General features: G+C 69.2%; 21 protein-coding genes, 1 rRNA gene, 2 pseudogenes and 1 riboswitch. Of the genes and pseudogenes, 20 read left to right on the top strand and 4 right to left on the bottom strand.

What is annotated here, in order from left to right:
* The 11 genes from rrf to AC067M_RS42480 all read left to right on the top strand — a co-directional run.
* Positions 1–95 (top strand): 5S ribosomal RNA (gene rrf, locus AC067M_RS42430); the annotation flags it as partial.
* Between the two features lie 109 nt (positions 96–204).
* Entirely contained in the window at positions 205–813 is a 609-nt protein-coding gene (gene clsA, locus AC067M_RS42435; protein ID WP_478702346.1) for a cardiolipin synthase ClsA, read from the top strand.
* Positions 814–928: 115 nt separating this feature from the next.
* Complete coding sequence (locus AC067M_RS42440) at positions 929–3,424, top strand: sugar phosphate nucleotidyltransferase (protein ID WP_478702347.1); 2,496 nt, start codon at positions 929–931, stop codon at positions 3,422–3,424.
* 167 nt (positions 3,425–3,591) lie between these two features.
* Positions 3,592–4,428 (top strand): DUF881 domain-containing protein, encoded by an 837-nt coding sequence (locus tag AC067M_RS42445; protein ID WP_478702403.1) that lies wholly within the window; start codon positions 3,592–3,594, stop codon positions 4,426–4,428.
* Complete coding sequence (locus AC067M_RS42450) at positions 4,425–4,757, top strand: small basic family protein (protein WP_003988855.1); 333 nt, start codon at positions 4,425–4,427, stop codon at positions 4,755–4,757. The genes AC067M_RS42445 and AC067M_RS42450 overlap by 4 nt, the downstream gene beginning before the upstream one ends.
* 5 nt (positions 4,758–4,762) lie before the next feature.
* The gene (locus AC067M_RS42455; RefSeq protein WP_478702348.1) at positions 4,763–5,632 is read left to right on the top strand and encodes a DUF881 domain-containing protein; all 870 of its coding nucleotides are present in this window, start codon (positions 4,763–4,765) and stop codon (positions 5,630–5,632) included.
* Between the two features lie 61 nt (positions 5,633–5,693).
* The gene (locus tag AC067M_RS42460; RefSeq protein WP_478702349.1) at positions 5,694–6,599 is read left to right on the top strand and encodes an FHA domain-containing protein; all 906 of its coding nucleotides are present in this window, start codon (positions 5,694–5,696) and stop codon (positions 6,597–6,599) included.
* Between the two features lie 42 nt (positions 6,600–6,641).
* The gene (gene ftsR, locus AC067M_RS42465; RefSeq protein WP_478702350.1) at positions 6,642–7,379 is read left to right on the top strand and encodes a transcriptional regulator FtsR; all 738 of its coding nucleotides are present in this window, start codon (positions 6,642–6,644) and stop codon (positions 7,377–7,379) included.
* Between the two features lie 105 nt (positions 7,380–7,484).
* Positions 7,485–7,958, top strand: a complete 474-nt coding sequence (locus tag AC067M_RS42470; protein ID WP_026253112.1) for a bifunctional nuclease family protein — start codon at positions 7,485–7,487, stop codon at positions 7,956–7,958.
* 289 nt (positions 7,959–8,247) lie between these two features.
* Positions 8,248–8,931: a MerR family transcriptional regulator gene (locus AC067M_RS42475; RefSeq protein WP_133931703.1), complete on the top strand. Its 684-nt coding sequence runs from the start codon at positions 8,248–8,250 to the stop codon at positions 8,929–8,931.
* 70 nt (positions 8,932–9,001) lie between these two features.
* Positions 9,002–10,447: a DNA polymerase IV gene (locus AC067M_RS42480; protein WP_478702351.1), complete on the top strand. Its 1,446-nt coding sequence runs from the start codon at positions 9,002–9,004 to the stop codon at positions 10,445–10,447.
* Between the two features lie 251 nt (positions 10,448–10,698).
* Here the strand turns inward: AC067M_RS42480 and AC067M_RS42485 are convergent, their stop codons facing one another.
* On the bottom strand, positions 10,699–11,070 hold the full coding sequence (locus AC067M_RS42485; protein ID WP_478702352.1) for a PRC-barrel domain-containing protein: 372 nt from the start codon (positions 11,068–11,070) through the stop codon (positions 10,699–10,701).
* 113 nt (positions 11,071–11,183) lie between these two features.
* A riboswitch (glycine riboswitch) is annotated at positions 11,184–11,279 on the top strand.
* Between the two features lie 179 nt (positions 11,280–11,458).
* On the opposite strand from AC067M_RS42485, the gene gcvP reads away from it, so the two are divergent.
* Positions 11,459–14,344 carry an aminomethyl-transferring glycine dehydrogenase gene (gcvP, locus tag AC067M_RS42490; RefSeq protein ID WP_478702353.1) on the top strand — a complete coding sequence of 962 codons (2,886 nt, stop codon included), beginning with the start codon at positions 11,459–11,461 and terminating at the stop codon, positions 14,342–14,344.
* Positions 14,345–14,410: 66 nt separating this feature from the next.
* Here gcvP and AC067M_RS42495 read toward each other — a convergent pair whose 3' ends face one another.
* Positions 14,411–14,830: a TOBE domain-containing protein gene (locus AC067M_RS42495; protein WP_478702354.1), complete on the bottom strand. Its 420-nt coding sequence runs from the start codon at positions 14,828–14,830 to the stop codon at positions 14,411–14,413.
* Between the two features lie 95 nt (positions 14,831–14,925).
* Positions 14,926–15,321, bottom strand: coding sequence for a TOBE domain-containing protein (locus tag AC067M_RS42500; protein WP_393628618.1), 396 nt, complete (start codon positions 15,319–15,321; stop codon positions 14,926–14,928).
* A gap of 38 nt (positions 15,322–15,359) precedes the next feature.
* Between AC067M_RS42500 and AC067M_RS42505 the strand changes: the two genes are divergently transcribed.
* Positions 15,360–15,674: a DUF1707 SHOCT-like domain-containing protein gene (locus AC067M_RS42505; protein WP_478702355.1), complete on the top strand. Its 315-nt coding sequence runs from the start codon at positions 15,360–15,362 to the stop codon at positions 15,672–15,674.
* A gap of 130 nt (positions 15,675–15,804) precedes the next feature.
* A pseudogene (locus AC067M_RS42510) lies at positions 15,805–16,035 on the top strand (DAK2 domain-containing protein); the annotation flags it as partial.
* Positions 16,036–16,063: 28 nt separating this feature from the next.
* Here the strand turns inward: AC067M_RS42510 and AC067M_RS42515 are convergent.
* Positions 16,064–18,019, bottom strand: a complete 1,956-nt coding sequence (locus AC067M_RS42515) for an APC family permease (protein WP_478702356.1) — start codon at positions 18,017–18,019, stop codon at positions 16,064–16,066.
* 312 nt (positions 18,020–18,331) lie between these two features.
* Between AC067M_RS42515 and AC067M_RS42520 the strand changes: the two are divergent.
* The 6 genes and pseudogenes from AC067M_RS42520 to AC067M_RS42545 form a co-directional block, all read left to right on the top strand.
* A pseudogene (locus AC067M_RS42520) lies at positions 18,332–18,679 on the top strand (potassium-transporting ATPase subunit C); the annotation flags it as partial.
* A gap of 142 nt (positions 18,680–18,821) precedes the next feature.
* Entirely contained in the window at positions 18,822–20,333 is a 1,512-nt protein-coding gene (locus AC067M_RS42525) for a glycoside hydrolase family 43 protein (protein ID WP_478702357.1), read from the top strand.
* 156 nt (positions 20,334–20,489) lie between these two features.
* Positions 20,490–21,782 carry an extracellular solute-binding protein gene (locus AC067M_RS42530; protein ID WP_478702358.1) on the top strand — a complete coding sequence of 431 codons (1,293 nt, stop codon included), beginning with the start codon at positions 20,490–20,492 and terminating at the stop codon, positions 21,780–21,782.
* Positions 21,783–21,788: 6 nt separating this feature from the next.
* Positions 21,789–22,787 carry a carbohydrate ABC transporter permease gene (locus AC067M_RS42535; RefSeq protein ID WP_478702359.1) on the top strand — a complete coding sequence of 333 codons (999 nt, stop codon included), beginning with the start codon at positions 21,789–21,791 and terminating at the stop codon, positions 22,785–22,787.
* A 68-nt stretch (positions 22,788–22,855) separates the two neighbouring features.
* A complete protein-coding gene (locus tag AC067M_RS42540; protein ID WP_478702404.1) occupies positions 22,856–23,620 on the top strand; it encodes a carbohydrate ABC transporter permease in 765 nt (254 codons plus the stop codon).
* A gap of 56 nt (positions 23,621–23,676) precedes the next feature.
* Complete coding sequence (locus tag AC067M_RS42545; protein WP_478702360.1) at positions 23,677–24,744, top strand: endo-1,4-beta-xylanase; 1,068 nt, start codon at positions 23,677–23,679, stop codon at positions 24,742–24,744.
* The last annotated feature ends 1 nt before the right edge of the window (position 24,745 follow it).

Genomic DNA, 24,745 nt, shown 5'->3' on the forward strand with positions numbered 1-24,745 from the left:
AAACGCCCGGTTACATTCCGAACCCGGAAGCTAAGCCTTACAGCGCCGATGGTACTGCAGGGGGGACCCTGTGGGAGAGTAGGACGCCGCCGAACTCCCTTTAGAGCTCCGGCTCTTGGGCACACAGCCCAAGAGCCGGAGCTTTTTTGCGTTGAGGTAAGGTCAGGGGGCATCGTTGGCACGTTTCCCACAGGAGGCCCCCGGGTGGAGGTCCAGGAGACCCGCGTCCAGACAGACCGGGTCCTCACCATCCCGAACATCCTCAGCATGGCGCGGCTCCTTGGCGTGCCGCTCTTCCTGTGGCTGATCCTCAGGCCCGAGTTCGGGGGGCCGAAGAGCGACGGTTGGGCGCTGCTCGTGCTCATGTTGAGCGGAGTCAGCGACTACCTGGACGGCAAGCTCGCGCGGCGCTGGAACCAGATCAGCAGCCTCGGCCGGCTCCTCGACCCGGCGGCCGACCGGCTGTACATTCTCTCGACTTTGGTGGGACTCACCTGGCGGGAGATTCTCCCTATCTGGTTGACCGCTGTACTTCTGGCGCGGGAACTGGTTCTGCTGGTCATGGTGGGCATCCTCAGACGGCACGGCTATCCGCCGCCGCAGGTGAACTTCCTGGGGAAGGCCGCCACCTTCAACCTGATGTACGCCTTCCCGCTCCTGCTCCTGAGTGACGGAAGTGGATGGATCGCGTCACTCGCTGCTATTTTCGGATGGGCGTTCGCCGGATGGGGTACAACGCTGTACTGGTGGGCAGGAGTCCTCTACGTGGTACAAGTCCGCCGCCTGGTCCGTGCGGACGCCATGGCCGACTGACCCCACCGATACGCGGTCAGCAGTGGCTCGATGGCCCGCAACGGAAAAGTGCGGGACAATCTGGACGGGTGAAGTCGGCTAGACCGTCGTCTCTTCTTAGGAGGACGCTTCCGACATGAAGGCCGTCGTGATGGCCGGAGGCGAAGGCACGCGCCTTCGTCCTATGACCTCGAGCATGCCCAAGCCGCTCCTGCCGGTGGCCAACCGGCCGATCATGGAGCACGTTCTGCGGCTGCTCAAAAGGCATGGGCTCAATGAGACCGTCGTAACTGTTCAGTTCCTGGCATCACTGGTCAAGAACTACTTCGGTGACGGCGAAGAGCTCGGAATGGAGCTCACGTATGCCAATGAGGAGAAGCCACTCGGTACCGCCGGAAGTGTCAAGAACGCCGAGGAGGCGTTGAAGGATGATGCCTTCCTGGTCATCTCCGGCGATGCCCTGACCGACTTCGACCTCACCGAGCTGATCAATTTCCACAAGGAAAAGGGCGCGCTGGTCACCGTCTGTCTGACGCGTGTGCCCAATCCGCTGGAATTCGGCATCACGATCGTCGACGAGGAAGGCAAGGTCGAGCGTTTCCTGGAGAAGCCGACCTGGGGGCAGGTCTTCTCGGACACCGTCAACACGGGTATCTACGTCATGGAGCCCGAGGTGTTCGACTATGTCGAGCCCGATGTGCCCGTCGACTGGTCGGGCGATGTCTTCCCGCAGCTGATGAAGGAAGGCAAGCCGGTCTACGGCTTCATCGCCGAGGGGTACTGGGAGGACGTCGGCACGCACGAGAGCTATGTGAAGGCACAGGCCGACGTGCTCGAGGGCAAGGTCGACGTGGAGATCGACGGCTTCGAGATCTCGCCCGGTGTATGGGTGGCCGAAGGCGCCGAGGTGCACCCCGACGCCGTGCTCCGCGGGCCCCTCTACATCGGCGACTATGCGAAGGTCGAAGCCGGCGCGGAGATCCGTGAGCACACCGTTGTCGGCTCCAACGTCGTCGTGAAGAGCGGGGCGTTTCTGCACAAGGCCGTGGTGCACGACAACGTGTACATCGGGCAGCACAGCAATCTGCGAGGCTGTGTGGTCGGAAAGAACACCGACATCATGCGGGCTGCCCGGATCGAGGACGGCGCCGTCATCGGTGACGAATGCCTGATCGGTGAAGAATCGATCGTGCAGGGCAATGTCCGGGTCTACCCGTTCAAGACCATCGAGGCCGGCGCCTTCGTCAACACGTCGGTGATCTGGGAGTCGCGGGGACAGGCCAATCTCTTCGGAGCCCGCGGCGTGACAGGCATCCTGAACGTCGAGATCACGCCGGAACTCGCGGTGCGGCTCGCCGGTGCCTACGCGACGACGCTCAAGAAGGGCTCCACGGTCACCACGGCCCGTGACCACTCCCGTGGCGCCCGGGCGCTGAAGCGGGCGGTCATCTCCGCGTTGCAGGCCAGCGCCATCGACGTACGGGACCTGGAGAACGTACCGCTGCCCGTGGCGCGGCAGCAGACCGCGCGGGGCAGTGCCGGTGGGATCATGATCCGGACCTCGCCCGGGGTGCCGGACTCCGTCGACATCATGTTCTTCGACGGGCAGGGCGCCGATCTGTCGCAGGCCAGCCAGCGGAAACTGGACCGGGTGTTCGCGCGGCAGGAGTACCGGCGTGCGTTCCCGGGGGAGATCGGGGACCTGCACTTCCCGGCCAGTGTGTTCGACTCGTACACCGGGTCTCTGCTGCGGAACGTCGACACGACCGGCATCGCCGAGTCCGGGCTCAAGGTCGTCGTGGATGCCTCGAACGGCAGTGCGGGCCTGGTTCTGCCCAGTCTGCTCGGCAAGCTCGGTGTGGACTCGCTGACCGTCAACCCCGGTCTCGACGAGTCCCGGCCGACTGAGAGCGCCGACATGCGGCGCTCGGGGTTGGTGCGGCTCGGAGAGATCGTGGCGTCCTCGCGGGCGGCCTTCGGGGTGCGGTTCGACCCTGTGGGTGAGCGGCTGTCGCTCGTCGACGAGAAGGGGCGGATCGTCGAGGACGACCGGGCCCTGCTGGTGATGCTCGACCTGGTGGCCGCGGAGCGGCGCAGTGGGCGGGTGGCGCTGCCCGTGACCACCACGAGGATCGCCGAGCAGGTGGCGGCGTACCACGGAACGCAGGTCGAGTGGACCACCACGTCCCCCGACGACCTGACGCGCGTCGGGCGGGACGAGTCGACCATCTTCGGCGGCGACGGCAGGGGCGGGTTCATCGTCCCTGAGTTCAGCAGCGTCTTCGACGGTACGGCGGCATTCGTGCGGTTGATCGGGCTGGTGGCGCGGACGCAGCTCACACTCAGCCAGATCGACGCGAGGATCCCGCGTGCGCACGTCCTGAAGCGGGATCTGGCGACCCCGTGGGCTGTCAAGGGGCTTGTGATGCGGCGAGTCGTCGAGGCGGCCGGAGATCGCTTCGTGGACACCACGGACGGCGTCCGGGTGGTGGAGACCGACGGGCGCTGGGTGATGGTGCTGCCCGACCCGGCCGAGGCGGTCACCCATCTGTGGGCGGAGGGGCCCGACGACGCGTCGGCCCAAGCGCTGCTCGACGAGTGGTCGGCGGTCGTGGACAGCGCGGGGCGCTGAAACACACTGCACGCGTGCGTGCCGGACAAGTGTCCTCCAGGGGGCCTGTCCGGCACGCCGGTGGGGCCATTCGGAGGTAGTGGTCGCGACGTGCGACGATGTGCGGCATGCCGCAGCAGCCCCCCATTCGGAGCACACCCACGCGCCCCTCGCGGCCGGACGCGTCCATGTCGCTGCTCACCAACGTCATGGACCACAGCCTCGACGACGGCTATGCCCAGGCCGCCGCGCGGAAGAAGGCCGCGGGTGAGGGCGGCCTGCCCAAGACCCTGAGGGCGAAGCTCGGCCTGGCCGCCGGCCTGGTCCTCGCCGCCCTGGTCGTGACCGTCGGAGCGGCACAGGCACGGGTCGCGGCCCCGGTCGTCGCCAAGGAGCGCGAAGAGCTGGTCGACCGCATCGACCAGGAGACCGAGGCGGCCGACAGGCTTGAGGGCAGCGTCGACAAGCTGCGCAACGACGTGAGCGCGCGGCAGCGGGAGGCGCTGAAGCAGAGCGGAGGCGGCGACCAGGCGGAGCTGGTGGGCGTCCTGTCGGGCGCCCTCGAGGTGCACGGCCCCGGCGTGAAACTGGTCGTGAACGACGCCAAGGAAGCGACCACGGGCGGCGACGGCGACCCGCGCGAGACGTCCGGTTTCTCCGACACGGGACGTGTGCGCGACCGGGACATGCAGCGCGTGGTCAACGGGCTGTGGGAGTCGGGCGCGGAGGCCGTCTCCATCAACGGGCAGAGGCTGACGGCGCTGTCGGCGATCAGGGCCGCGGGTGACGCGATACTGGTCGACAACAAACCGTTGGTGCCGCCGTACACGGTGCTCGCGGTGGGGGACGGAGAGCGGCTGAGCAGCAGGTTCCAGAACAGCGCCGACGGGCTCTATCTGCACGCCCTGCAGGAGAGCTACGGCATCCGGACCGGGATCTCCTCGGAGGACGACCTCCGGCTGCCGGCCGCTCCCAGTGTGATCGTACGTACAGCACAGCCGAGAATTGAGAAGGGCACATCGTGATCGCCGTACTGGGCCTCGTCGTGGGAGTCGTGGCCGGCCTGTTGGTCCGGCCTGAGGTTCCGGCGGTCGTCGAGCCTTATCTGCCGATCGCCGTCGTCGCGGCGCTCGACGCCGTCTTCGGAGGTCTGCGGGCCATGCTGGACGGCATCTTCGACGACAAGGTCTTCGTGGTGTCGTTCCTGTCGAATGTCGTGGTGGCCGCGTTGATCGTGTTCCTGGGCGACAAGTTGGGCGTGGGCGCCCAGCTGTCCACCGGTGTCGTGGTCGTCCTCGGCATCCGCATCTTCTCCAACGCCGCCGCGATCCGTCGGCACGTCTTCCGGGCGTGAGGCCGATGAGCGAGCACGGCGAGACGGCGGAGACTGCCGAGGCGGCCGAGACGGCCGAGACGGCGGAGAACAGGCTGCGCAGGGAGCTGCCCGAAGAGGTTCCCGCGGCCGCAGCGGGGCAGGAGACGTCCGAGGAGACGGCGAAGCCCACGTTGACCGGGCGGCAGCGGCTGGCGCAGGGGCTGTGGCCGCCGCGGCTCACCCGGGCCCAACTCATCGTCGCCGTGCTCCTGTTCGGCCTCGGTTTCGGTCTGGCCGTCCAGGTGGCGTCCAACAGTGACGGCGACAGCGCCCTGCGCGGCGCGCGTCAGGAAGATCTCGTTCGCATCCTCGATGAACTGGATGACCGTACGCAGCGTCTTGAGGACGAGAAGGAAGGGCTCGAGAAGCAGCGTCAGGAGCTGGAGAACAGCTCCGACCAAGCCGAGGAGGCTCGCAAGCAGACGGTCGAGAAGGAGCGTCAACTCGGCATTCTGGCGGGCACGGTGGCGGCGCAGGGCCCCGGCATCACGATGACCATCGACGACACGAAGGGGACGGTCGAGGCGGACATGTTGCTCGACGCGATCCAGGAGCTGCGCGCGGCCGGCGCGGAGGCGATCCAGGTGAACGGCGTTCGCGTCGTCGCCAACACCTATCTGACGGATTCCGGCAAGAGCGTGAGCGTCGACGGGAACAAGATCACCGCGCCGTATCGTTTCAAGGTCATCGGCAAGCCGCAGGATCTCGAACCGGCACTCAACATCCCTGGAGGTGTTGTGCAGACTCTCGAGAAGGAGCAGGCCACCGTCGCCGTCGAGCAGTCGACCAAGATCGTTGTGGACGCCTTGCGAGCGGCGAAGCAGCCTGACTACGCTCGGTCGTCCTCCCAGTGAACCGGGGGTGCATGGGGGCCGTCCGACGGGGGCATGAGGTTGCGGGGGGTCGGCGCACCGAATGGGTGGTGCGTGGTGGAAACTGTCTGGTGGATACGGACGTTGTGAGGATGTCCGGGTCGGCCGGTGTATTCAGTCAGGGTTCGTCCTGCCCCACGGGCGGGTCTGTTTCGGTCAAGGGGAATCGCCCGTGAAGTTGTTTGCGAAGTTGTTCGGCAAGAGCGCGCGAGAGGGCAGCGACAACGCGACCGCTCGTCATCGCGCGCAACCCGACGCGGAAGGCCAGCGGCCGCTGTTCCGGGACCAGGTCGGTGGTCCGGGTGGTGACATTTCCGGAGGTCAGGGCGCGCCGTCTGTTGACCCTGCCCAGTCCGCAGGCATAGGTTTCGGGCAACCGTCAACCTCAAGTACGGGTGGAGGGTTTTCCCCTATGTCGGCCCTGGTATGTACGAGGTGCGGTAACCGCAACGCGGAGAACAGCCGCTTCTGCTCCAACTGCGGTGCTCCGCTGCGACCGGGTGTCACCCCCGAGCGGGCGTCGGAGACGACCTCCACCATCTCCATTTCCGGCCTTGAGGCCTACGACTCCGAGGCCACCGGCCAGACGCAGCTTCCGGCGCTGTCTCCGGAGGCGCAGGCGGCCGTGGACGCGCTGCCGCTGGGTTCCGCGCTGCTGGTCGTGCGTCGCGGTCCGAACTCGGGCAGCCGCTTCCTCCTGGACGGCGACCTGACCACGGCCGGGCGTCATCCCCAGAGTGACATCTTCCTGGACGACGTGACGGTCTCGCGCCGCCACGTGGAGTTCCGGCGCAGCCCGGACGGCTCGTTCACGGTGGCCGACGTGGGCAGTCTGAACGGTACGTACGTCAACCGCGAGCGGATCGACCAGGTCGCTCTGTCGAACGGCGACGAGGTGCAGATCGGCAAGTACCGGCTGGTCTTCCACGCGAGCCAGCGGGGCTACTGACCCTCCTCCGGACTTCATCCGGGGGGACCCCAGGGAAGGTCCATGCTTCATACACCGAGGGGCGGCGCCGGGCACGGCGCCGCCGCCGCGGGCAGTGGACTGATGAGCATCGGCACGGTGCTGAACCTGCTGCGCGACGAGTTTCCCGAAGTCACCATCTCCAAGATCCGTTTTCTGGAGTCGGAGGGGCTCATCGAGCCGCAGCGGACCCCCTCGGGGTATCGCAAGTTCAGCGCCGAGGACGTCGAGCGCCTCGGTCACGTCCTGAGGATGCAGCGGGACCACTATCTGCCGCTCAAGGTCATCCGTGAGTATCTGGACGCCATGGAGCGGGGAGAAGTCGTACAGCTGCCCGCGCTCGGCCGTCAGCGGGACGGTGAGACCGGGGCCGAGGTGCCGGAGGGGCCCACCGCAGCCCGGATCGGGAAGGCCGAGCTGCTCGCTGCCGCCGGGATCGACGAGCGGGAACTCGCCGAGTGGGAGTCGTACGGACTCGTCACACCGCTGGAGGGCGGGGTGTACGACGCCGAAACGGTCACCGTGGCCTCGCTCGTGCTCGAGCTGGGGCGGTTCGGGATCGAACCGCGGCATCTGCGGATGATGAAGGCCGCCGCCGACCGTGAGGCGGGACTGGTGGACCAGGTGGTGGCTCCGCTGAAGCGGCACCGCAATCCGCAGACCAGGGCCCATGCCGAGGCACGTACGAAGGAGCTGGCGGGGCTCACGGTGAAGCTGCACGCCGCGCTGGTGCAGACGGCCCTCGGGGTGCGGCTGCCCTGAGCGGGCCGTTCGCCGGCCCGTGTGGGAGGGTCAGGGGTGGCCTGATCGGCCGCCGGTTCCCGGCCCGACTACCCAAACGTCCCGGGCACGGCCTAGGGTTGCTGTGTGAACGAGCTCGATGTCGTAGGTGTCCGGGTCGAAATGCCCTCCAACCAACCGATCGTGCTCCTGCGTGAAGTGGGAGGCGACCGCTACCTCCCCATCTGGATCGGGCCGGGGGAGGCGACGGCCATCGCCTTCGCCCAGCAGGGCATGGCCCCCGCGCGACCGCTGACCCACGACCTGTTCAAGGACGTGCTGGAGGCCGTCGGCCAGGAGCTCACCGAAGTGCGCATCACGGACCTTCGTGAAGGCGTCTTCTACGCGGAGCTGGTCTTTGCCAGCGGGGTCGAGGTGAGCGCCCGCCCGTCGGATGCCATAGCGCTCGCACTGCGCACCGGGACGCCGATCTACGGCAGTGACACGGTGCTCGACGATGCGGGCATCGCGATTCCGGACGAGCAGGAGGACGAGGTGGAGAAGTTCCGCGAGTTCCTCGACCAGATCTCGCCCGAGGACTTCGGCACCAGCAGCCAGTAGCGGGCTCCGGTGCGGCCGGAACGGCCCCGTGTCCGCGGGGCCTCGCCTCGGTGATGCGTGCCTCACGGGCCGCCCTGCGGGACGTGTACCGAAATACCGGTATTTGCCAGTGGCGCCGGAGTGCGTCCTGCGGCTCCCCGTCAGCGCATTCGGCTAGCCTTTCCCCGCGGTGGGGCACGGGAAACCACTCCTTGGGTGATTATCACTCGGCGTGCCGAGTGTGGCGATCGTTGACGCACCCCTGGTGACTGCCTACCGTCGAGAAGGCAGGTCAAGGACGGAGGTCGGCGTGAGAAGCAGCGGCGACGGTACGACTGGGGGTGCCCCCGGACTCGGTTCCGGGGGAAGCGGTCCGTACCCTCCCCCAAGCTCTCGGCTCCGCTCGAGCAGGGGGTACCCCCACCCCGGCAGCGCGGCCGACCACGCACCGCAGCGACCGGCGGCCGTGCCGAGCGGCGGAGGGGCGGCGTCCATGGAGACCGAGGAGATCGGCTACCGCGGACCGACGGCCTGCGCGGCCGCCGGCATCACGTATCGGCAACTCGACTACTGGGCACGCACGGGGCTCGTCGAGCCGAGCGTACGGCCCGCCTACGGCTCCGGGACGCAGCGGCTGTACAGCTTCCGGGACGTCGTCGTCCTGAAGATCGTCAAGCGGTTCCTCGACACCGGGGTGTCGCTGCAGAACATCCGTACCGCCGTGCAGCACCTGCGCGAGCGCGGGTTCCGCGATCTGGAGCGGATGACGTTGATGAGTGACGGCGCCACGGTCTACGAGTGCACGTCACCCGACGAGGTGCACGCGCTCCTCCAGGGCGGACAGGGCATCTTCGGTATCGCCGTGGGTGTGGTGTGGCGGGACGTCGAGAGCGCGCTGTCGCAGCTGCACGGGGAGCGGATCGACACGGGGGAGACCCTCGTCGGGCACAATCCGGCGGACGAGCTGGCACGGCGGCGTAACCGGGCGGTCTGAGAGCGCAGGCAGGCGGCTGAGGGGCGGCGCCGGGAGGGCATTGTCAGTGGCGTAGGGCAGCATCGGAGATGTGAGAACCGCGCCCACGATCCTGCACCTCGACATGGATGCCTTCTACGCCTCGGCGGAGCAGGCGGCCAAGCCGAGTCTGCGCGGGAAGGCCGTGATCGTGGGTGGGCTCGGGCCGCGCGGGGTGGTGGCGACCGCCTCGTACGAGGCACGGCTTTTCGGGGTGCACTCGGCGATGCCCATGGCCCAGGCGCGCCGGCTCGCTCCGAACGCCGCGTATCTCGTGCCGCGGTTCCAGTTCTACCGGTCGATCAGCGAGCAGGTGATGGAGCTGCTGCGAGCGTTGTCGCCGCTCGTGGAGCCGCTGAGCCTGGACGAGGCGTTCGTGGATCTGGAGGCCGGGGGAGCGGCCTGGGACGAGGAGTCCGCGCGGCTGGTGGGGGCGAGGCTGCGCACCGACATACGTGACTTCACGGGGCTCACGGGGTCGGTGGGGCTGGCGGCCTCCAAGATGCTCGCAAAGATCGCGTCCGAGCAGGCCAAGCCGGATGGGCTGGTGCTGATCGAGCCGGGGAGCGAGCGGGCGTTGCTCGGGCCGCTGTCGGTGCGGACCCTGCCGGGGGTGGGGCCGGCGACGGGTGATCACTTGCGGCGGGCCGGGATCACCACGGTCGACGAGATCGCCGAGGCCGGGGAGGACGAGCTCGTGCGGCTGCTCGGGAAGGCGCACGGGCACGCTCTGTACGCGATGGCGCTGGCACACGACGAGCGGCCCGTGGTGGCGGAGCGGGAGGCGAAGTCGGTGTCTGTGGAGGACACGTATGACGTGGACATCCACGATCGGGTGCGGGTGGGGATGGAGGTGCGGCGGCTGGCGGATCGGTGTGTGCGGAGGTTGCGGGCGGCGGGGTTGTCGGGGCGGACGATCGTGCTGAAGGTGCGGCGGTACGACTTCTCGACGTTGACGCGGTCGGAGACGTTGCGGGGGCCCACGGATGATCCGGCGGTGGTGCGGGAGGCGGCGGGTCGGCTGCTGGACTCCGTGGACACGACCGGTGGGGTGCGGTTGTTGGGGGTGGGAGTCAGTGGGCTCGCGGACTACACGCAGGAGGATCTGTTCGCCCAGGCGGCGGGGGAGGGTGTCGAGGAGCCGGAGGAAGAGGCGCGCGGGGAGGTTGTGGTGGGGGAGTCTGAGCCCGCTGAGCGGCGGTGGCATCCGGGGCACGATGTACGGCATGCCGTGTACGGGCTCGGGTGGGTGCAGGGGAGCGGGGTGGGGCGGGTGACCGTGCGGTTCGAGACGCCTGGGTCCGAGCCGGGGCGGGTGCGGACGTTTCGGGTTGACGATCCCGAGTTGGAGGGGGTCGAGCCGGTGCCGTTGGTTACGCGGCGAAGATTTGGGGGGTCTGGGCCTGGTGGTGGGGTGGGCGGGGGTTCTGTGGACGTGGGTGAGGCAGGTGCGGGTTCGTCGGGCCGGCCGGGGGTGGGTCGCACGGCCGGGCGCTGACGGGGTGCCGCTGCGCCCACCCGTGCCGCCCCAGCGGCACGACTGCCCGCATCTACGCGCCTGGGCTGTGCGGCTGACCGCAGCTGCACCTGAGCTGTACGACTGCCCGCAGCTGTGGCGCCTGGGAGTGCGGCTGCCCGCAGCTACGGCACCTGAGCTATATGACTGCCCGCAGCTACGCCACCTGGGCTGTACGACTGCCCGCAGCGTGGACTGCGTCGACCGTTCGCCCGAGGGGCCGGTGCTGAGGGTCAGGGCTCGTCTGGGCCTGCGACCTTGCCGAAATTGTGGTCCGGGAGGGGGGGAGGTGGGGCCAGGTCGAGTCCGTAGTGGTGGTAGAGCTGGAGTTCTTGTTCGGGGGAGAGGTGGCGGCCCACGCCGAAGTCGGGGGCGTCCTTGATGAGGGCGCGGTCGAAGGGGACGTGCAGGGTGCCCTCGATGAGTTCGCTGGGCTCGAGGGGGACGAAGGCGTCCCGGGAGAAGAGGCCGGTCCGTATGGCCGCCCACTCGGGCACGCCGGTCGCGTCGTCGAGGTAGACCTCGTCGATCGTTCCGATCTTGGTGCCGTTGCGGTCGAACGCCTTGCGGCCGATCAGGTTGCGCGGATCGATGTCGGTCTGCACGGGCCCTCCACTTGCTCGCAACTCATCCGTAAGCACCACAAAAGAGCACATTTTGGAAGGTGGCCACTCGAAGGCCAGTGCGGAGACCTCGCTGGTAGGCTGACAACGGCTGCTGACCCCGTGCGGGAGAGTCCTCCAGACATCATCGGAGGCGCCGAAGGAGCAAATCCTCCCCGGAATCTCTCAGGCCCACGTACCGCACGGACGAGGTCACTCTGGAAAGCAGGGCGGATGTCGTCGACGGTTTCCGCTCTCACCGACGGTGAAAGCCGGAGGCCTTCGGGCGATCCGGTGAAGCTCTCAGGTTGAGATGACAGAGGGGGAGGCCGTCCGGGTACCCGTGCAGTGGTGCCCCTCGAAGGTCGTGTCAGACCAGGAGGCCTCCGCAATGACCGTCCACCGCATTCCGCTCTCCGAGCTCGAGAAGGGGATCCCCTTCGAACAGCGCCACATCGGCCCCGACCATGAGGCCCGGGCCAAGATGCTCGCGCAGGTCGGCTATGGCTCCCTGGACGAGCTCACCGCCGCCGCGGTCCCGGATGTGATCAAGAACGCCGACGCGCTGGACCTGCCGGGCGCACGCACCGAGGCCGAGGTGCTGGCCGAGCTGCGGTCCCTGGCGGATCGCAACCAGGTGCTCGACTCCATGATCGGGCTCGGCTACCACGGCACCTTCACTCCGCCCGTCATCCTGCGGAACGTGATGGAGAATCCTGCCTGGTACACCGCCTACACGCCCTACCAGCCCGAGATCTCGCAGGGGCGCCTCGAAGCCCTGCTGAACTTCCAGACCATGGTCGCCGACCTGACGGGGCTGCCGACCTCCGGCGCCTCACTGCTCGACGAGGGCACAGCCGCCGCCGAGGCCATGGCGCTCTCCCGGCGCATGGGCAAGAACAAGAAGGGCCTCTTCCTGGTCGACGCGGACGCACTGCCGCAGACGATCGCCGTGATCGAGACGCGCGCCGAGCCGACGGGTGTGGAGGTCGTGGTCGCCGACCTCAGCGAGGGGATTCCGGCCGAGATCGCCGGGCGGGAGATCAACGGCGTGCTGATCCAGTACCCGGGTGCCTCCGGCGCCGTACGCGACATCAAGCCGGTCATCGAGCAGGCGCACGCGCTGGGCGCGCTCGTCACCGTCGCCGCCGATCTGCTCGCGCTGACGCTGCTCAGGTCGCCCGGGGAGCTGGGAGCCGACATCGCGGTCGGGACGACCCAGCGGTTCGGTGTGCCGATGGGGTTCGGCGGGCCGCACGCCGGATACATGGCAGTGCACGAGAAGTTCGCGCGCAGCCTGCCCGGGCGGCTGGTGGGCGTCTCCGTGGACGCCGACGGGAACAAGGCCTACCGCCTCGCGCTGCAGACGCGTGAGCAGCACATCCGCCGGGAGAAGGCGACCAGCAACATCTGCACCGCGCAGGTGCTGCTCGCCGTCATGGCCGGGATGTACGCCGTGTACCACGGCCCCGAGGGGCTCAAGGCGATCGCGCGACGGACCCACCGGTACGCCACCGTCCTCGCCGCCGGCCTCTCGGCGGGCGGGGCGGAGGTCGTGCACGGCGCCTACTTCGACACCCTGACCGTGCGGGTGCCCTCGAAGGCCGCCGAGGTCGTCGCCGCTGCCCGGGAGCAGGGGGTGAACCTGCGCCTCGTCGACGCCGACCACGTATCGATCGCCTGTGACGAGACCACCGCGCGGGCCCAGGTCGGTGCTGTCTGGGCTGCCTTCGGGGTCGACGGCGACATCGAGGCCCTGGACGCGGCCACCGAGGACTCGCTGCCGCAGGCGCTGCTGCGCACCGACGAGTTCCTGACCCACCCGGTCTTCCACCAGTACCGCTCCGAGACCGCCATGCTGCGCTACCTGCGCAGGCTGGCCGACCGGGACTACGCGCTCGACCGCGGCATGATCCCGCTGGGCTCCTGCACGATGAAGCTCAACGCGACGACGGAGATGGAGCCGGTCACCTGGCCCGAGTTCGGCCAGCTGCACCCCTTCGCGCCCGCCGAGCAGGCGCAGGGCTACCTCACGCTCATCCGGGAGCTGGAGGAACGTCTCGCCGAGGTCACCGGGTACGACAACGTCTCCCTCCAGCCCAACGCCGGGTCGCAGGGGGAACTCGCCGGGCTGCTCGCCGTACGCGGATACCACCGGGCGGGCGGTGACGAGCAGCGGACGGTGTGCCTCATTCCGTCGTCCGCGCACGGCACCAACGCCGCGAGTGCCGTGATGGCGGGCATGAAGGTCGTCGTCGTGAAGACCGCGGAGGACGGTGAGATCGACGTCGAGGACCTGCGGGCGAAGATCGAGCAGCACCGTGACGAGCTGGCGGTGCTGATGATCACGTACCCCTCGACGCACGGGGTGTTCGAGGAGCACGTCGCCGACATCTGCGCGCAGGTGCACGAGGCCGGCGGTCAGGTGTACGTCGACGGGGCCAACCTCAACGCGCTGGTCGGGCTGGCCAAGCCGGGGCACTTCGGCGGTGACGTCTCGCACCTGAACCTGCACAAGACGTTCTGCATCCCGCACGGCGGCGGGGGCCCGGGCGTGGGGCCGGTGGCCGTTCGGTCGCACCTGGCGCCGTATCTGCCGAACCACCCGCTGCAGCCCGCCGCCGGGCCGGAGACGGGCGTGGGGCCGATCTCGGCGGCGCCCTGGGGGTCCGCGGGGATTCTGCCGATCTCGTGGGCGTACGTGCGGCTCATGGGCGACGAGGGGCTGAAGCGGGCCACGCAGGTGGCCGTGCTCTCCGCCAACTACATCGCCAAGCGGCTCGAACCGCACTACCCCGTGCTGTACACCGGGCCCGGCGGGCTCGTGGCGCACGAGTGCATCATCGACCTGCGGCCGCTGACCAAGGCCACCGGCGTGAGCGTCGACGACGTCGCCAAGCGGCTCATCGACTACGGGTTCCACGCGCCGACGATGTCCTTCCCCGTGGCCGGCACGCTGATGATCGAGCCGACCGAGTCCGAGGACCTGACCGAGCTGGACCGATTCTGCGAGGCGATGATCGCGATTCGCGCGGAGATCGAGAAGGTCGGTTCGGGCGAGTGGCCCGCGGACGACAACCCGCTGCGGGGCGCCCCGCACACCGCCGCCGCGCTCGGCGGGGAGTGGGCGCACGCGTACAGCCGTGAGGACGCCGTGTTCCCGGCCGGGGTCTCGGTGGCCGACAAGTACTGGCCGCCGGTGCGCCGCATCGACCAGGCGTTCGGCGACAGGAACCTGGTCTGCTCGTGCCCGCCGCTGGACGCGTACGAGGACTGAGCGAGGGTCCGAGGGCTCCCCGTTCCGGTTCCGGGCTTCCGGGACCGGCGGGGAGCCCTCGGCGTTTCAGGCCGTGGCGAGGGAGACCTCGGTCGACTTGATCAGGGCGACCACGGAGGAGCCGGGGGCGAGGGCGAGGTCCGTGGCGGCGTCCCCCGTGATGACGGCGGTCAGCGCACCCCCGTCGATGGACAGCTTCACCGAGGCCATCGCGCCGCCGGTGGCGATGTCGGTGACCGTGCCGGGAAACCGGTTACGGATGGACAGGCCTTCGACCGGGCCGGTCGCGAGGGCGACCTCCGTCGACTTCACCAGGGCGTGGACGGCGGAGCCAGGGGCGAGGCCGAGTTCCGTCACGGCTTCCAGGGTGATCGCCGCGGTGAGGGGCTGGCCGCCGGTGAGACGTACGCCGACGGTGGCCATCACCTCGCCGGGGGCGATAGCGGTGACGGTGCCGGGCAGCTGGTTGCGGATGCTCATGGTCATGGGCATCAACGTAGGGCCCTGGATACGTTATGCCGGGTATGTATGAGTCTGCGGCGCCTTGCCTGTCAAGGCGCCGGTGGTGCTCCTGGGCCCGTTCAGGTGCGGTCGATGTGTACGTTCGTCGACTTCACGCGGGCGGTGGCCTCCATGCCCACCTCCAGACCAAGGTCCTCCACGGCCTCACGGGTCAGCAGGGAGACCAGGCGGTGCGGGCCTGCCTGGATCTCCACCTGGGCGGCGACGTCGCCGAGCTTGATCGCGGTGACGATCCCGGGGAAGGCGTTGCGGGCCGAGGTGTACGAGGTGCCCTCCTCGGTGCTGCCGGCCTTGGCGAGTTCGACGGAGAAGGCGGCGAGATCCTTGCCGTCGATGAGGCGTCGCCCGGTCTCGTCGCGGTGGGTCGCCACCCGGCCGGCGTCCGCCCAGCGGCGCGCGGTGTCGGGGCTCACGCCGAGCAGCCGCGCCGCCTGGCCGATTGTGTAGGACTGCATGCCGGTCACGATAGGGCCGGTGGCCGGGAATCGCGGACGTGGGGTCGGCGGGCCGCGCGGACGGGAACCGGAACCGGGTGGTGGACGCGCTGAGCGTGGCCGCGGCGGCCGGCCGGCTGAGCCCCGAGGAGTTGGACGAGCGCGTCATGGTCGCCCTCTCCGCCCGCACGACGGGGGAGTTGGCCGCGTTGAAGGGGCTGCCCACGACGGTGGGCGGGGCCGAGTTCCAGGACGTCGTGCGCATCGCCCAGCAGGGCGGATCGACGCGGCGCGGCGACGGCTGGGTGGCGCCGCGGCGACTGGAGATCGAGTCGCGCTGGGGTGACGTGACCCTCGACTGCACCAGGCGGTGATCGCCGACGCCACCCTGCGCGTCGAGCTGGTCGGCCACATCGACCAGGGCGGGCGGATCGCGGCGCGCACTCCGCGTCGCGCACGCGAGCTCTGAGGCGGCGGCGCGGCCAGGGAGACGTGCACATGCGCGGAGGCGAGCGGCCGCCCCGGGAGCGAGCCCAGCGGGCCGTCGTCGCCGTCGTGCCCGGCGAGGGCCTGGCCGGGCTGTACACCGAGGCGGGCGCGACCACCGTGCTCGCGCGTCCCGGGGAGGCGCCCGCGAGCGGGGAGCTCGTCGAGGCCGTACGGCGTGCCCACGCGCGCGAGGTCGTGCTGCTGCCCAACGACGCCGAGCTGCGCCACACCGCGGCCGCCGCGGCGCGCGGAGTCCTGCGTACGCGCGCTGTACTCAGCCCGTGTGCACGCGCGGCCTGCGGGCGCGGTCCGGTTCCGCCTCGCGCAGCACCTCCCGGGTGACCGGGGCGACCTCGCCCTGGCCGAAGAGAAAGAAGCGCAGGAAGTTGGCGAAGGGGTTGCCCTCGGTCCACTCGAAGTAGATGTGCGGGGTGCAGCCGGTGGTGTCGCGGACGTGCAGGAGCAGCGCGGCCAGCGCGTTGGGGACGGAGGAGGACTCCAGGGTCAGAACGCGGTAGCGGTTGTGCAGGACCTCGCCGCGTACGGTGAGCCTCGCCTCGAACTCGGAGGGGTCGGTGACCGTCACCTCGGCGAAGACGAAGTCCTCCTGGCCGGGGATGTCGTTGTCCTCCCGGATCTGGTCGATCTTGTCGCGGTACTCGGCCCTGTCCCGGCTGTCAGGCTCGTTGGCGATGAAGCGGATCTTGCGGCTGGCCATGTCCCGTATGAAGCGTTCCGCCATGGGGTCGAGCGTCACGCTCGTCACGCGCAGCTCGAAGGCGCGGGCCAGCCGGGACAGCAGCGAGACCAGGATGATGCCCGCGATGAAGCAGGCGCCGATCTTCACGCCGTCGGGGCGCTCGATGACGTTCACGACGGTCGTGTACAGGAACACCGCCGAGATGACCGCGAAGGCGACGGTCCAGTGCCGTTGACCGGCCTTGCGGGCGGCGATGGTCACGGCGATCGCGGCGGAGCTGATCAGGACCAGGACGCCGGTGGCGTAGGCGCCGCCCTGTGCGTCGACGTCGGCGTCGAAGATCCAGGTGACCAGGAAGGCGACCAGGATGAAGACGATGACCATCGGGCGGACCGCGCGTGCCCAGTGCGGGGCCATGCCGTAGCGCGGCAGGTAGCGGGGCATCAGGTTCAGCAGGCCGGCCATCGCGGAAGCGCCGGCGAACCAGAGGATGGTGATCGTCGAGACGTCGTAGACCGTGCCGAAAGCGTTGCCCAGGTACTCGTGCGCGAGGAAGGCGAGCGCGCGGCCGTTGGCCTGGCCGCCGGACTCGAACTCCTTCTCCGGAATGAGCAGGGTCGTGATGAAGCTGGTCGTGATCAGGACGGCGCTCATGATGAGAGCGGCCGTGGTGAGCAGCTTCTTGGTGTCCCGGATCCGGCCCTTGGGCTGCTCCTCGGTGTCGCCGGGGTCGCCCTTGACGTGTGGCATGACGGCGACGCCGGTCTCGAAGCCGGAGAGGCCCAGCGCGAGCTTCGGGAAGACGATGAGTGCCATGCCGATCATGACGAAGACGTTGCCGTGCTCGGCGGTCAGGGCACTGGACCAGTCGGTGATCAGATGGCCCTCGGTGGCGACGTGCCACAGCCCGACGATCACGACGACGACGTTGAGGGCGAGGTAGAGGCCCACCAGGACCACCGCGACGCCGATGGCCTCCAGGAAACCCTTGAGGAAGACCGCGCCGAGGAGGGCTACGAGGGTGAGCGTGATCAGCAGCTGCTTGTCGTGCAGGGCGCTGGTCAGATGAGGGTTCTCGACGAGGTGGGTCGAGGCGTCGGCCGCCGACAGGGTGATGGTGATCAGGAAGTCGGTGGCGGCGAAGCCGAGCAGGGTCAGGACGAACAGCTTGCCCTGCCAGAAGGACAGCAACCGCTCCAGCATCGCGATCGAGCCCTCGCCGTGGGGGCTCTCCTCGGCCACCCGGCGGTAGACGGGCAGGGCGCCCGCCAGGGTGACGATCACCAGCACGATGGTCGCCACCGGTGACAGCAGGCCGGCGGCGAGGGCGGCGATGCCGGGCTGATAGCCGAGGGTGGAGAAGTAGTCGACACCGGTCAGGCACATGACCCTGTACCAGCGCTGGCCCTGGTGCGCGGGTTCCGGCTGGGCGTGCGGTCCCTGATGGCCCTGGCCCTTGCCCATGTCGGACAGGCCCTCCAGCATCCAGGCGCGCAGGCGACTGGGCGCGGGGTGTTCGGTCGTGGCCATCGGCGTGCTCCTGATGTGCGGCTCAGCGTGCGGTTCTGGCCATCACGCGGACGGCGGCACCAGCGTAAGCAGAGAGTGACCCCAGGGCCTACGGATCATGGGAGGCCTGCGCGTCAAGCTTCCGTTAAGACTGGCCGCTGTGGCGTCCGCCCCGCATCAAGACGGTGGTGCGGGGATTGGCGGGGCTCCGACTGAGCCGTATGAAGGACTGTGCGGTCGGCGGCCGGGGCGGCCACTCAGCGTCACAGGCCGCACGGCATGGGGGTGGGCGATCGGCGGTGGGCCTCATTGCACCGGGTCTCACTCCGTCCGGGCGCCACCAACCGCTCCGCCGGCAACCCGGAGCTCGTCAAGTGGGCCAAGGAGGCCAAGGCCAAGGTGGTCAAGGACAACTCCACGGCCGACCACAAGGTCGCTCCCTCCCAGGTCCCCGCCGACGCCGTCACCTCTTCCGGCTCGGGCCGTGACCCGGACATCTCCCCGGCCTACGCCGAACTCCAGGTCCACCGCGTCGCGGAGCGCAACGGTCTGTCCGTCGCGCAGGTGCAGAAGCTGGTCAAGGAGCGCACCGAGAGCCGCACCCTGGGCTTCATCGGCGAGCCCCGCGTGCACGTCCTGGAACTCAACACCGCGCTCAGGGAAGTCACCGACGGCGGATGACGGGGCCCGGCTGAGGACGAGAGCGCCGCGGAGGCCGTCGCGGCGCCCTTGTTCTTCCCCGGGGCGCCTCCTACAGTCCGCTCCGTAATGTTCGTCAGTGAGACCGAATGTTTCGACCGGTCCGACGGAGGGGCAGAGGCATATGCGGACGTACGAGAATCCCGTCATCGGTGGATTCCATCCCGACCCGAGCGTGTGTCAGGTGGGCGAGGACTACTACCTGGTGTGCTCCAGCTTCGAGTATTTTCCCGGCGTCCCCCTCTTCCACAGCCGTGACCTGGTGCACTGGCGGCAGATCGGCAACGTCCTCGACCGGCCCGGGCAGTTGGAGCTGCCGGACGACCTGCCCGCGTCCGACGGCATCTACGCCCCCACCATCCGCCACCACGACGGCCGTTTCCACGTCATCACCACCAACGTCGGTGGCGGGGGCAATTTCCTCGTCACCAGCGAGCGGCCCGAGGGGCCCTGGTCCGACCCGGTGTGGATCGACCTGCCCGGGATCGACCCCGACCTGGCCTGGGACGAGGACGGCTCCTGCTGGTGTGCCGTGTCCGGGGTGCGGGTGGCCCGTATCGACCCCGCGACCGGGAAGGTGCTCGAAGGGCCGTTCCCCGTGTGGTCCGGGACGGGGCTGGAGCATCCGGAGGCGCCGCACCTGTACCGGATCGGCGACTGGTGGTACCTCATGCTCGCCGAGGGCGGCACCGCCCACGGCCACAGCGTCTCCATCGCCCGGGCGCGCTCGCCGCGCGGGCCCTTCGAACCGGCCCCGCACAACCCCGTCCTCTCCCACCGCAGTACGGACTCGCCCATCCAGTGCACCGGCCACGCCGACCTGGTCCAGGCGCCCGACGGCAGCTGGTGGATGATGCTGCTGGCCACCCGTCCGCGCGGCTACTTCCCGGCGTTCCACGTCCTCGGGCGGGAGACCTTCCTCACCCCGGTGGAGTGGGTGGACGGCTGGCCTCGCATCGCACCCGTGACCGAGCGGCACCCGGCGCCACGCGGGGCCTGGTACCCAGTTGAACCCGAGCCGGTGCGCGACGACTTCGACGCCCCGGAGCTCGCACCGCGGTGGCTCTCCCCGCGCCGTCGGCCGGAGGGCTCCTGGTCGTTGAGCGAGCGGCCCGGGTGGCTGACGCTGACCGCGACGGGCGGCAGCCTCGACCGGCCCGGCGCCACCTTCGTCGGGCGTCGGCAGCAGCACCCCGACTGCCGGGCGGCGGTCCGGGTGGACCCGGGTTCGGGGCGGGCGGGCCTGTCCGTGCGCATGGACGAGGCGCACCACTACGACATCGAGGTGGGCGGGGGAGCGGTGGAGGTCGTCGCACGGATCGGCCCGGTGCGGGAGAGCCTCGTGCGCCGGCCCGTGCCGCCAGGACCGCTCACCCTGGCGGTCGACATCCGCACGTCGGACGTAGTGCCGCCCACGGCCACGGCAGGTGACCAGGAGGTTCCCGGCATTCGGGCCGGCGGCCCCGACACGATCTGCTGCACGGTCGAAGGGCCGGACGGGGCCGTGAAGTTGGCGGAGCTCGACGGCCGTTACCTGTCCACGCAGGTGGCCTTGGGCTTCACCGGCCGGGTCATCGGCATGTACGTCACCGAGGGCAGCGCGACCTTCGACTGGTTCGACTACACCTCAGCCTGACCCCGACTGTCCGCAGCCCCGGGGGGTTCGCGGAGGGCCGTCGAAGGATTCACCGCGTACGAGGGGTTGCCACCCGTCGGACGCTGTCCTTAGGGTGCGGCAGCAACGAAGCTTTCAGGATCAACTCCGAAACTTTCGCAACCTGAGGAGTGCATGATGGGCGATCCGGCACTGTCCCGCCGCGGTTTCCTGGCGGCGTCCGCCGCGGCTGGTCTGGGCATCACAGCACTGAGCGGCTGTGGCGGCGACTCGGACGGAGGATCGTCGGGCAAGACCACCCTGGAGTGGTGGCACATCATGACCAGCGAGCCGGCCAAGAGCGTCTGGGCCTCTCTGGCCCGGCAGTTCGAGTCGCAGAACCCCAACGTGAAGATAAAGATCGTCGCGCTGGAGAACGAGGCGTACAAGTCGAAGATGACGGCGCTGACCGCTTCCGGCAAGCTGCCCGACATCTTCCACACCTGGGGCGGCGGCGTCCTGAAACAGCAGGCCGAAGCGGGCCTCGTCGAGGACCTCACCGACCGCACCAAGGACTGGACGGGCACCCTGCTGCCGGTCGCCAAGGAGCCGTACCTGATCGACGACAAGGTCTACGGCATCCCGGACGACATCGGCATGGTCGGCTTCTGGTACAACAAGGCGCTCTTCAAGAAGGCCGGGATCACCACGCCCCCGACCACCTGGACCGGCTTCCTCGACGCCGTACGCGCGCTGAAGGCCGCCGGGGTCGCGCCCATAGCCCTGGCCGGCAAGGACAAGTGGCCCGGCATGTACTACTGGGCCTACCTGGCGATGCGCACCGCCGGACTCGACGCCCTGCAGAAGGCCGCCGACAGCAAGGACTTCACCGGGGCCGGCTTCGTGGAGGCCGGTGAACACCTCAAGGAGCTCGTCGCGCTCCAGCCGTTCCAGAAGGGGTTCCTGGGCGCCGCGTACTCCACACCCACCGGGCAGGCCGCCGCCGTCGCCAACCGCAAGGCCGCGATGGAGCTGATGGGGCAGTGGGCGCCCTCGACGCAGGACAGTGAGGGCAAGGGCCTCGGCGCCGACCTCGGCTTCTTCCCGTTCCCCACGGTCGAGGGCGGCAAGGGCGCGCTCACCGAGGTGTTCGGCGGAGGCGGCGGACTCGCCCTGCGCGAGGGCGCTCCACAGGCGGCCGTCGACTTCCTGAAGTTCTTCGCGTCGGCCGGCACCGACCGCGAACTGGTGAAGAAGACCAGCGTGCTGCCGGTGGTCACGGCCGCCGAGGACGCGCTGACCAACCCCAACCTGAAGGCCGTGCAGAAGCAGTTGAAGAGCACCACCGGCTTCCAGCTCTACCTCGACCAGGCCTACCCGCCCGCCGTCGGCCAGGAAATCAACGACAGCGTCGCCGCGCTGATCGCCGGCTCCAAGTCGCCCGAGCAGGTCACCGAGTCGATCACCAAGGTCGCGAAGGAAGAGCAGTAGGCCGCGATGACCTCAACCTTCCTTCCGGACAAGCGCTCCGGCCCCGACGTCGCGCCGGCGGCCCCGGCCGGCCGGCCGGGGCCGGGGCGCAGACGGCGGCGCGTGCTGCACTGGCTCACCGCGGTCTCCTTCCAGGTGCCCGCGCTCGCGCTGTTCGGCCTGCTCGTCCTGCTGCCGATGCTCTTCGCGCTCTACGCCGCCTTCTTCCGGTGGGGCGGCTTCGGCATGCCCTCCGACTCCATCGGCACGGACAACTTCACGCGGCTCTTCGACGATCCGGTCTTCCTCGGCGACCTGTGGCGCTGCCTCGTCCTGGTGGCCCTCACGCTCGCCCTGCAACTGCCGTTCGCGCTCGCCATGGCCGTCCTGCTCAACCAGCGGCTGCGCGGGCGGGCGTTCTACCGGATGCTGTTCTTCGCTCCGTACATCCTGTCCGAGGTGATCACCGGCGTCCTGTTCTCGATGATCTTCGCGCCGGACGACGGTTTCGCCGACCACGTCCTGGGCGGCATCGGTCTGGACGGGCTCGGCGGGAAGTGGTTCTCCGACCCCTCCACCGTCATGGCCACCCTCTTCCTCGTCATGACCTGGAAGTACTTCGGCTTCCACATGATGCTCTACCTGGCTGGACTCCAGTCCATCCCGGCCGAGTTGACCGAGGCCGCGATCGTCGACGGCGCCGGACCCTGGCAGCGGTTCCGCCACGTCACGCTGCCGCTGCTCGCGCCCACGCTCAGGATCAGCGTCTTCCTGTCCGTGATCGGGTCGATCCAGCTCTTCGACCTGGTGTGGGTGATCACCGCGGGTGGCCCCGACCATCACTCCGAGACCATGGCCATCACGATGTTCCAGTACGGCTTCAAGCGCTACCAGGTCGGCTACGCCAGCGCGATCAGCGTCGTCATCTTCGGCATCAGCCTCGTCTTCGCCCTCGCCTACCAGCGGTTCGTGCTCCGCCGCGACCTCGAAGGGGCCACCACGACCATGCGGGGAGGCGGACAGTGACGGTACGTCAGAAACGTCGGGGCAGGGGCCTGCCGCTGCACGTCGTGCTCGTCACCGTCGGCGCGGTGATGGCCGTACCCCTGCTGTACGCGGTGTTCTCCGGCTTCAAGTCCACCGCCCAGCTCTCCCGCAACCCGATCGGGCTGCCCGACCCGTGGGTGTCCTCGAACTACACCGGCATCCTCGGATCGGGCGACTTCTGGCGGATGCTCGGCAACAGCACGCTGATCGCGGTGGGCACGACCGTGCTCGTCGTCGCGGTGTCGGCGCTCGCGGCCTTCTCCTTCGCCCGGTTCGCCTTCCGGGGGCGGGAGGCGTTGTTCACACTGTTCACCATGGGGCTGATGTTCCCCTTCGCGGTGGCGGTCCTGCCGCTGTTCCTGTTGCTGCGCTCGATGAACCTGCTGGACAACCCGCTGGGCGTGATCCTGCCGCAGGCCGCCTTCGGGCTGCCGATGACGATCGTCATCCTGCGTGGCTTCTTCAGGGAGATCCCGGCCGAACTGGAGGAGGCGGCCACACTGGACGGCTGCGGCCCGTTCGGCTTCTTCTGGCGGATCCTGCTGCCCATGGCCCGGCCCGCGCTCGGCACGGTGTCGGTGCTCGCGGTGGTCGGCAGCTGGAACAACTTCCTCCTGCCGCTGCTGGTGTTCAGCGAACCGGAGTGGTGGACCATCCCGGTCGGCGTCCAGCAGTTCCAGGGCCAGTACTCGTCGGACACCGCCCGTGTCTTCGCCTACCTGGTCCTCGCCATGGTCCCCGCCCTCGCCTTCTACTCGGTCGCCGAGCGCCAGCTCGTCGGCGGCCTCACCGCCGGCGCCACGAAGGGATGACGCGCGCCGACGGACGTACGGCTCACCCACCTCCCCCGATCGTGAGGAGTCGCTCCATGCCCACGACCACCCCCTCCCGCACCCGGCTCAGACTCGCCGGCGCCCTCGCCACCGTCCTGGTCGCCGCGGGCGTCGTCACCGGACCGGCCGCCCAGGCCGGCGAGCAGCACGGCAGGGAACGCACCCTCGCCGAACTCGCCCAGCGTCACGGGCGCTACTTCGGCAGCGCGACCGACAACCCCGAGCTCACCGACAAGCCCTACACCGAGATCCTCGGCGATCAGTTCGACATGATCACGCCGGGCAACGGCATGAAGTGGTACGCCACCGAGCCGCAGCAGGGCGTCTTCGACTTCTCCAAGGGCGACGAGATCGTGAAGCTCGCCCGCAAGAACCATCAGCGGGTCCGGGGCCACACCCTGGTCTGGCACAGCCAGCTGCCCGACTGGCTCACCTCGCGCACCTGGACGGCCGACGAACTGAGGGCCGTACTGAAGAAGCACATCCAGACCGAGGCACGGCACTACCGCGGCAAGGTCTACGCCTGGGACGTCGTCAACGAGGCGTTCAACGAGGACGGCACCTACCGCGAGACGATCTTCTACAAGACCCTCGGCCCCGGCTACATCGCCGACGCCCTGCGCTGGGCCCACCAGGCCGACCCGCACGCCAAGCTCTACCTGAACGACTACAACATCGAGGCGGTCGGCCCGAAGAGCGACGCCTACTACGCGCTGGCCAAGAAGCTGAAGGCGCAGGGCGTCCCGCTGCACGGCATCGGTCTCCAGGCCCATCTCGCCCTCCAGTACGGCTATCCGACCACCCTGGAGGACAACCTCCGCCGCTTCGCCCGCCTCCGCCTCGACACCGCGCTGACCGAGGTCGACGTACGGATGCTGCTGCCCGCGCCCCAGGAGAAGCTGGCCCAGCAGGCCGACTGGTACCGGGACATGACGAAGGCGTGCCTCGCGGTGCGCCGGTGCGTCGGGATCACGGTATGGGACTACACCGACAAGTACTCGTGGATCCCGGCGGTCTTCGAGGGGGAGGGTGCGGCCCTGCCGTGGGACGAGCAGCTCCGGCCGAAGCCGGCGTACCACGCGATAAGGGAGGCGCTGAGCTAGC

It is taken from the genome of Streptomyces sp. NPDC043427 (genome assembly GCF_056436655.1).

Bases quoted from the DNA above. Each gene is read 5' to 3' on its own strand.
- AC067M_RS42540 (WP_478702404.1), top strand. From the start codon at position 22,856: ATGGCCGTACCCCTGCTGTACGCGGTGTTCTCCGGCTTCAAGTCCACC.
- AC067M_RS42515 (WP_478702356.1), bottom strand. From the start codon at position 18,019: ATGGCCACGACCGAACACCCCGCGCCCAGTCGCCTGCGCGCCTGGATG.
- AC067M_RS42440 (WP_478702347.1), top strand. From the start codon at position 929: ATGAAGGCCGTCGTGATGGCCGGAGGCGAAGGCACGCGCCTTCGTCCT.
- AC067M_RS42545 (WP_478702360.1), top strand. From the start codon at position 23,677: ATGCCCACGACCACCCCCTCCCGCACCCGGCTCAGACTCGCCGGCGCC.
- AC067M_RS42535 (WP_478702359.1), top strand. From the start codon at position 21,789: ATGACCTCAACCTTCCTTCCGGACAAGCGCTCCGGCCCCGACGTCGCG.
- AC067M_RS42460 (WP_478702349.1), top strand. From the start codon at position 5,694: ATGGGTGGTGCGTGGTGGAAACTGTCTGGTGGATACGGACGTTGTGAG.
- AC067M_RS42445 (WP_478702403.1), top strand. From the start codon at position 3,592: ATGTCGCTGCTCACCAACGTCATGGACCACAGCCTCGACGACGGCTAT.
- gcvP (WP_478702353.1), top strand. From the start codon at position 11,459: ATGACCGTCCACCGCATTCCGCTCTCCGAGCTCGAGAAGGGGATCCCC.
- AC067M_RS42500 (WP_393628618.1), bottom strand. From the start codon at position 15,321: ATGCAGTCCTACACAATCGGCCAGGCGGCGCGGCTGCTCGGCGTGAGC.
- AC067M_RS42530 (WP_478702358.1), top strand. From the start codon at position 20,490: ATGGGCGATCCGGCACTGTCCCGCCGCGGTTTCCTGGCGGCGTCCGCC.
- ftsR (WP_478702350.1), top strand. From the start codon at position 6,642: ATGCTTCATACACCGAGGGGCGGCGCCGGGCACGGCGCCGCCGCCGCG.
- AC067M_RS42525 (WP_478702357.1), top strand. From the start codon at position 18,822: ATGCGGACGTACGAGAATCCCGTCATCGGTGGATTCCATCCCGACCCG.
- AC067M_RS42495 (WP_478702354.1), bottom strand. From the start codon at position 14,830: ATGACCATGAGCATCCGCAACCAGCTGCCCGGCACCGTCACCGCTATC.
- AC067M_RS42455 (WP_478702348.1), top strand. From the start codon at position 4,763: ATGAGCGAGCACGGCGAGACGGCGGAGACTGCCGAGGCGGCCGAGACG.